6 protein-coding genes are annotated in these 6,253 nt (G+C 61.8%); 4 read left to right on the top strand and 2 right to left on the bottom strand.

All coding sequences use genetic code 11. The annotated features are described in order from the left end of the window. Positions 1 to 661: 661 nt before the first annotated feature. Positions 662 to 958 (bottom strand): co-chaperone GroES, encoded by a 297-nt coding sequence (gene groES / locus ACHFFR_RS00650; RefSeq protein ID WP_394262338.1) that lies wholly within the window; start codon positions 956 to 958, stop codon positions 662 to 664. 281 nt (positions 959 to 1,239) lie between these two features. Between groES and ACHFFR_RS00655 the strand changes: the two genes are divergently transcribed. From ACHFFR_RS00655 to zupT, 3 genes are all read left to right on the top strand, one after another. After that, complete coding sequence (locus tag ACHFFR_RS00655) at positions 1,240 to 1,989, top strand: TIGR02206 family membrane protein (RefSeq protein ID WP_394262339.1); 750 nt, start codon at positions 1,240 to 1,242, stop codon at positions 1,987 to 1,989. Positions 1,990 to 2,079: 90 nt separating this feature from the next. Continuing rightward, a complete protein-coding gene (locus ACHFFR_RS00660; RefSeq protein ID WP_394262340.1) occupies positions 2,080 to 3,198 on the top strand; it encodes an SAM-dependent methyltransferase in 1,119 nt (372 codons plus the stop codon). Positions 3,199 to 3,465: 267 nt separating this feature from the next. Beyond that, positions 3,466 to 4,290 carry a zinc transporter ZupT gene (gene zupT, locus ACHFFR_RS00665; RefSeq protein WP_394262341.1) on the top strand — a complete coding sequence of 275 codons (825 nt, stop codon included), beginning with the start codon at positions 3,466 to 3,468 and terminating at the stop codon, positions 4,288 to 4,290. A gap of 42 nt (positions 4,291 to 4,332) precedes the next feature. Here zupT and tsaD read toward each other — a convergent pair whose 3' ends face one another. After that, the gene (gene tsaD, locus ACHFFR_RS00670; RefSeq protein ID WP_394262343.1) at positions 4,333 to 5,406 is read right to left on the bottom strand and encodes a tRNA (adenosine(37)-N6)-threonylcarbamoyltransferase complex transferase subunit TsaD; all 1,074 of its coding nucleotides are present in this window, start codon (positions 5,404 to 5,406) and stop codon (positions 4,333 to 4,335) included. 117 nt (positions 5,407 to 5,523) lie between these two features. Between tsaD and ACHFFR_RS00675 the strand changes: the two genes are divergently transcribed. Next, on the top strand, positions 5,524 to 6,253 hold a 730-nt coding region (locus ACHFFR_RS00675), incomplete at its 3' end, for a type 1 glutamine amidotransferase (protein ID WP_394262342.1).

The following is a 6,253-nucleotide window of genomic DNA, read 5'->3' on the forward strand; positions in this document are numbered from 1 at the left end:
GCGAATCCTCCTTCCAGCCCACCGCACCAGCCTGCGCTCTTCCAGCTATCCCGCTCGCAATCGAGCACGTTCCCGTCTTGCTGACCTGGCTCATTCCTGACGATCCATCCCGCTGAGACGCCGTAATACTGCCTCAAAAAACAAACTCTCGCGAAAAGGGCAGCAAGTTTAGTGAGAAAATGGCCGAATCGAGGCGATTTTGGGACTTTCGCGCTCGTGGGTCACTAAAGTTGCGGCAGGTGAGTCGAATAAAGAGAATCTAGCCGCACGATCAGCCGCTGAATCGGACAAAAAAGCACTGCCTGCCACTATTCGGAATCACCTGCGACAAACAGCATCACCTTCTCATTGAACGGTAGTGAACCTACTCAAACTGAGATTCTCATCAGCGAACGACGTAATCACGAATCGCATGGTCACGAACCATGTCATTGCGGTTGGACCGCATCAAACTAGATCAAAGCGAGCCGGATCACCACAAACCACATCACCACAAACCGGATCACGGCAAACCACATAACAGCAAACCAAAAGGGGAGCGGATCCGAAACCGGATCCGCTCCCCCGAAAGCTGTTTCGCTGAGCACCTGCGAGCCTGAGCTACCTTAGGCGATGTACTGCCGTAGGCGCTTAGCCGGCAAGGCGCTCAACTGGATGGCGCTTAGCGCGTCACCACTGCAAGCACGTCGCGCTGGCTGAGGATGATGAACTCATCGTCGCCGTACTTGATGTCGGTGCCACCGTACTTCGAGTAGATCACGACATCGCCAACCGACACGTCCATCGGCACGCGGTTGCCATTGTCATCGACGCGGCCAGGTCCGACTGCAACGACGGTACCCTCCTGCGGCTTCTCCTTGGCGGTGTCCGGCAGAACAAGTCCGGACGCGGTGGTTTCTTCAGCTGCAACCTGCTGGATGACAATACGGTCATCAAGCGGCTTAATGGAGACCGACATTCGGCTCCCCCTTCTTTGTCAAAAAAACTTCGTGTTGCTGGCTAACCGCCGTCGCGGGGGCCGGTAAAAACCAGACGTAGCTTTTGCTACCTCAAGAACTCTAACCATCTTTTGGCACTCGTTCAAGGTGAGTGCCAACGAGTGGCCAAAGGCTCGCTAATTGCGAACGGCCGCCGCCAAAATTGAGCGCACCCCACGCAAGACTCACGGTTCGGCAAACCGCCACGCGGTGATTCATTGGCGGCAACCGGGCGGTCACATGCCCGCGATAGCTTGGCGCCATGGACTGGTTTACTGATCCGAACAGACCCTACATCCAGCTTTTCGGCCTCAATCACATTCTCTATGTTCTCATCGTGGCGGTAGCGATCACCCTCCTCCTCACCCGCCGCCGCTGGGGGCACACAAACCGCGCGCTCGTCCACTGGTCCATCCTCGCCATATCGCTCACGCAGTTCTCGCTCATGCAGATCTGGTACCTCAGCCAACCCACCTTTAACCTCGGCGACGGCCTACCCCTCCACATCTCCCGCATCACTACCCTCCTCGGCCTAGCGTGGCTCCTCACGCGCAAGCGCGAGCTCATGGATCTGGCTTCCTTCCTCGGCATCTTTGCCTACTTCACGTTCTTGCTGCCCCAGCGCATTTACCCGATCACGCACCTCATGGGCTGGTCATTCCTGGTGTCGCATGCGCTGATCATCATCCTGCCCCTGTTCGCATGGATCGCGTACGGCTGGCGCCCGAGCAGACGCTCGTACCGCATCGCGCTCGGCGGCTTCGTCGTCTACCTCCTCGTGGCGATCGGCGCCAACGCACTCTTCGACGGCAACTACTTCTACCTCAAGCACCGACCGGTGTTCGCGGGCACCCCGAGCCCGCAATACGAGCTCGGCACGATCCTGTTCGCCGCAACGATTTTCCACCTCGGCTGGCTTGTGGCGGCACGATTCAACGACGTCGACCGGGCGACCAAGCTTGAACGATCCGGCGCACCCGCGCGCGATAAGCCCGACCTCGTCCGTGTATGAGACGATTAAAGGGTGTCATTCTCGCAACTCTTAACCGACGACGGCCTTGAACTTCTCGACTCTATGCCTCCGTATGATTCGGAGAGGGTCATGGCGCTTTCGGAGCAACTACGCCGCGAGGGTTACGACGCCGGCCTGATCGCCGAGGCATTGACGCAGTCCCGCTTGCGCGAGCGCGCGGCGGATAAGTTCGGCCCCTTCGCCGAGCGGATGATCTTCACTAAAGAGGGTCTCGAGCAGGCAACGCGGCTGGCTGTCGGCGCATTCCACGCCGAGCGATTCAGAGCCGCGGGCGCCGAGCACATCGTCGATTTCGGCTCGGGCATCGGGGCGGATTCGATGGCGTTTGGGGCACTGGGTTTCCAGGCGACGGCGATCGAGATGGATGCGGACACGGCCGAGGCTGCGCGATTGAACTTGCGCCCCTTCCCCGAGGTTGAGGTCATCAATGCCAACGGGTTCGACGTCGATCTGGCGGCCATCGGCGCCGATGCCATCTGGATCGACCCCGCGAGGCGGCGAGACGGCCGGCGGTTGAAGAACCCGGAGGATTGGAGCCCGCCGCTGAGCGAGGCGATCGAACTGGCCTCACGCTTCGACTCGGCAGGCATCAAGATTGCGGCGGGTATCGACTACGACGCGCTACCCGCCGACGCACTCGTCGAATGGATTTCCGTGGATGGCGATCTGGTTGAGGCGGTGATTTGGCTCGGCGCAGCAGCAGAGAAACCCGGCAGGCATGCCCTCGTTATCGATTCCGCGACTGGCGCCCATCGCTGGGATTCAGGAGTCGAAGACCCGCGCGTGCCCGCCACTCAAGTCATTCCCGACGCGCTGGGCTTGCTCATCTACGAACCGGATCCCGCGATTATCCGCTCGGGCTCCATCGCTTCGATGTGCGAGGAGTTCGGCATTTCGCCGGTCGCGGAGGGGATCGCCTACCTCACGGGTAACGAGTTGCTCGACACCCCATTCCTGCAGGGATTCACTGTCGTGAGCGTCCTACCGCTCGAGCCTAAGCCCATCCGCAAGGCGCTGACGAAACTTGGCGTCGGGCGAGTGGAGATTAAGAAGCGCGGCACCGGAGTCGACCCAGAGATTTTGCGCAAGAAGCTCAAGCTCGACCCGAAACTCCCCGGCGACATGACTCTTATTGCCACGCCCACGATCACCGGCAAGCATCGCGCCATCCTGTGCGAGCGGGTGTAGTCCCACTAGCTCTCCCACCCGGCGTACCGGTCCCGCTAGCGCCCACCCGGCGCCCCTCCCCGCTAGCGCCCACCCGGCGCGCCACCCGGCGTACCGGTCCCGCGCAAGAGCACCTGCGTAGTACCACTGCCAGCGCTCCGAACTCGCCGGTTGCATCCACGTCAGCCAAACGCCCCTGAGACGCCCGCCACGCCTGAGGCGCGAAAGTTGATTATCTCGCGGAAAAAGTGGAAGATTTCGGTATACCGAAAACTATCGTAAGGGCTCATGGAAAACGTACTTCCCGCATTCTTGCTCACGCTCATGGCTGGCCTAGCCACGGGCGTCGGCGCAGCGATCGCATTTCTGATTCGCAAGCCCACTCCCCGCCTGCTGTCCACGGCACTTGGATTCTCGGCGGGAGTCATGCTGTACGTGTCGTTCGTGGAGATCTTGCCGAAGGCGCAAGAGGCCATGGCCGAGACCCACTCGAACGCTGCATGGCTGGCTGTCGGCGGATTCTTCATCGGCATCGCGGTGATCGCCATTATCGACGCAATGGTTCCCGACGTATCGAATCCGCACGAGTTCCACGATTCCGAAAACTTCCTTTCGGCCCCAGGAAACGCAGACGTCCTATACCGCCGCGACACCGACTCGCGCGCCAAACTCATGCGGATGGGTTCGATGACGGCGCTCGCACTGGCCCTGCACAATTTCCCGGAAGGGTTCGCCACCTTCATGTCAGGCCTCTACGACCTCGACATGGCCATCCCCATCGCCATCGCAATCGCGATCCACAACATCCCCGAGGGCATCGCCGTCTCGGTCCCGATCTACTACGCCACCGGATCGCGCCGCAAAGCGTTCGGCCTCTCGTTCGCCTCCGGCCTGTCCGAGCCCGCCGGCGCGCTCATCGGATACTTCCTGCTGCGCGGAGTCATGAACGACACGATCTTCGGCATGTCCTTCGCCGCCGTCGCCGGCATCATGGTCTACATCAGCCTCGACGAACTACTGCCCTCGGCCGAAAAATTCGGCAAGCACCATCACGCTATGGCAGGGCTTATCGCGGGCATGGCGGTCATGGCGCTGTCGCTCCTGCTGATTTAGAGAGCACGACGCCGTCTGGTCGCCTCGCGCCGGGCGGCTTCGCTAGCGCAGGACGATCTGTTCGCGCGGCAGGCCGGTATTGACGGTCACGCTAAGTGGCGAGTCGTCCACGCCGTCGCTAACGAGCGACCATCCCAGAGCAGCGATCATTGCGCCGTTGTCGGTGCAGTAACGAATGGGCGGGATACGAACGGTTATCCCGTACTTCTCGGCGCGCTCTGCGGCCATCTCGCGCAACATCGAGTTCGCGGAGAAGCCGCCCCCGATGACGAGCGTGTCAGCGCCAAAGGTCTGGCATGCGCTAAACGCCTTCTCGAGAAGCACGTCGCACACGGCGAAAGAAAAGCCTGCGGCAACATCCTCGCGCGGAATCTCTTCCCCTCGCGCCTCGCATCCCTCGATATAGCGGGCAACCGCCGTCTTCATGCCGGAGAAGGAATAGTTGAACGCGTGGCGGGCCTTGTCTTTGCCGCGCGAGAGCCCGCGCGGGAAACGGATCGCGTGGCGGTCGCCCTGCTGTGCGAGCTTGTCAACGTGCGGGCCGCCGGGGTACGGCAGGCCAAGCAGGCGCCCAACCTTGTCAAACGCCTCCCCCGCGGCGTCGTCCAACGTGCCGCCGAGCTCCTCAATCTCGCTCGCGATGTTATCCACCTTCATCAGGTGGGAATGACCGCCGGATACAACGAGGCCCACGAACCGATCCGGGAACTCGCCATTGACCAGCTGATCCACGGCGATGTGCCCCACAATGTGGTTGACGCCGTACAGCGGCTTATCGAGCGCGAGCGCAAGCGCCTTCGCGGCGGACATCCCGATCGTCAGCGGACCCACAAGCCCTGGACCTGCGGTGACGGCGATCGCGTCGACGTCGTCGAGCCCAACTCCCGCCTTCTCAAGCGCCGCGTCGAGGGTGGGAATGAAGGATTCCAGGTGGGCGCGCGAGGCGATTTCGGGGATGATGCCGCCGAAGCGGGCGTACTCGTCCATGGAGGTCGCGGTGACGTCCGCGAGCAGCTCCCCGTCGCGCACGAGCGCAACGCCCGTCTCGTCGCAGGACGTTTCAATACCAAGAATCAGTTCGTTCACGGGCGATAGTCTACCCGCGCCCACCCGCATCTCAGCGTGAGGGTGCCCGGAATCATAGGTCACGCAAGGAAAATGTGGCGTGGAGTATTGAACTTTTTGCCCGGTCGGACAATAATTCAACGAACGCACTATTTGTAAGGACTCCAATTGCACGCGCGCATTACCGTGATTCAACCCGACCCGACCTCTCCCCTCGATCTCTTTGGGCAATGGCTTCCGGAACAGGGCGTGCATGTGAATGTGATCGACGTGGAGAAGGATACGATCCCTGACGCCGGCGCTGACGACCTCAACCTTGGAGACGGGCTGATCGTCCTTGGCGGCAAATACAACGCGTATTCCCTTGAGCCATGGACGGAGCCCGTGCGCGCGCTGCTGCGCCGTGCGGTCAAAGACGACGTCCCGACCCTCGGCATTTGTTTGGGGCACCAGCTCCTCGCGGTTGCGCTCGGCGGCAAGGTCTCGCTCGGCGCGCCCGAATCCGGCGAATTTGGCCCGACGACGATCACGTGGACTGACGCGGCGGGCTCGGATGACGTTGTCGCCGACGTCGTGAGAGCTGATGGCATTGATGGCACGAGTGTCGTGACGGAGAATCACAACGACTGGGTGGTTCAGCTCCCGGTGGGGGCGACTACTCTTGCGCATTCCGACCGCGGCATTCAGGCCTTCCGTGCCGGCTCGGCGCTCGGCGTGCAGTTCCATCCCGAGGGCTCGCCCGCCTCCGCCCGCGACTGGCAACACCGCGATCGCGAGGCACTGACGATTGCGCTGCACGCATCGGCCGAGCCGATTCTCGTGACCGCCCGGGCTCTGGCCAGGGGTTATGCCAATCAGGTCAAGGCGTGCGCGGCGGTTCGACGATCCCGCGCCGCTT

The sequence above is a fragment of the Trueperella sp. genome (assembly GCF_043424875.1).
Taxonomy (GTDB): Bacteria; Actinomycetota; Actinomycetes; order Actinomycetales; family Actinomycetaceae; genus Trueperella.

Excerpts from the sequence above, each read along its gene's own strand:
- groES (WP_394262338.1), bottom strand. The coding sequence starts at position 958 with ATGTCGGTCTCCATTAAGCCGCTTGATGACCGTATTGTCATCCAGCAG.
- ACHFFR_RS00655 (WP_394262339.1), top strand. The coding sequence starts at position 1,240 with ATGGACTGGTTTACTGATCCGAACAGACCCTACATCCAGCTTTTCGGC.
- ACHFFR_RS00660 (WP_394262340.1), top strand. The coding sequence starts at position 2,080 with ATGGCGCTTTCGGAGCAACTACGCCGCGAGGGTTACGACGCCGGCCTG.
- zupT (WP_394262341.1), top strand. The coding sequence starts at position 3,466 with ATGGAAAACGTACTTCCCGCATTCTTGCTCACGCTCATGGCTGGCCTA.
- tsaD (WP_394262343.1), bottom strand. The coding sequence starts at position 5,406 with ATGCGGGTGGGCGCGGGTAGACTATCGCCCGTGAACGAACTGATTCTT.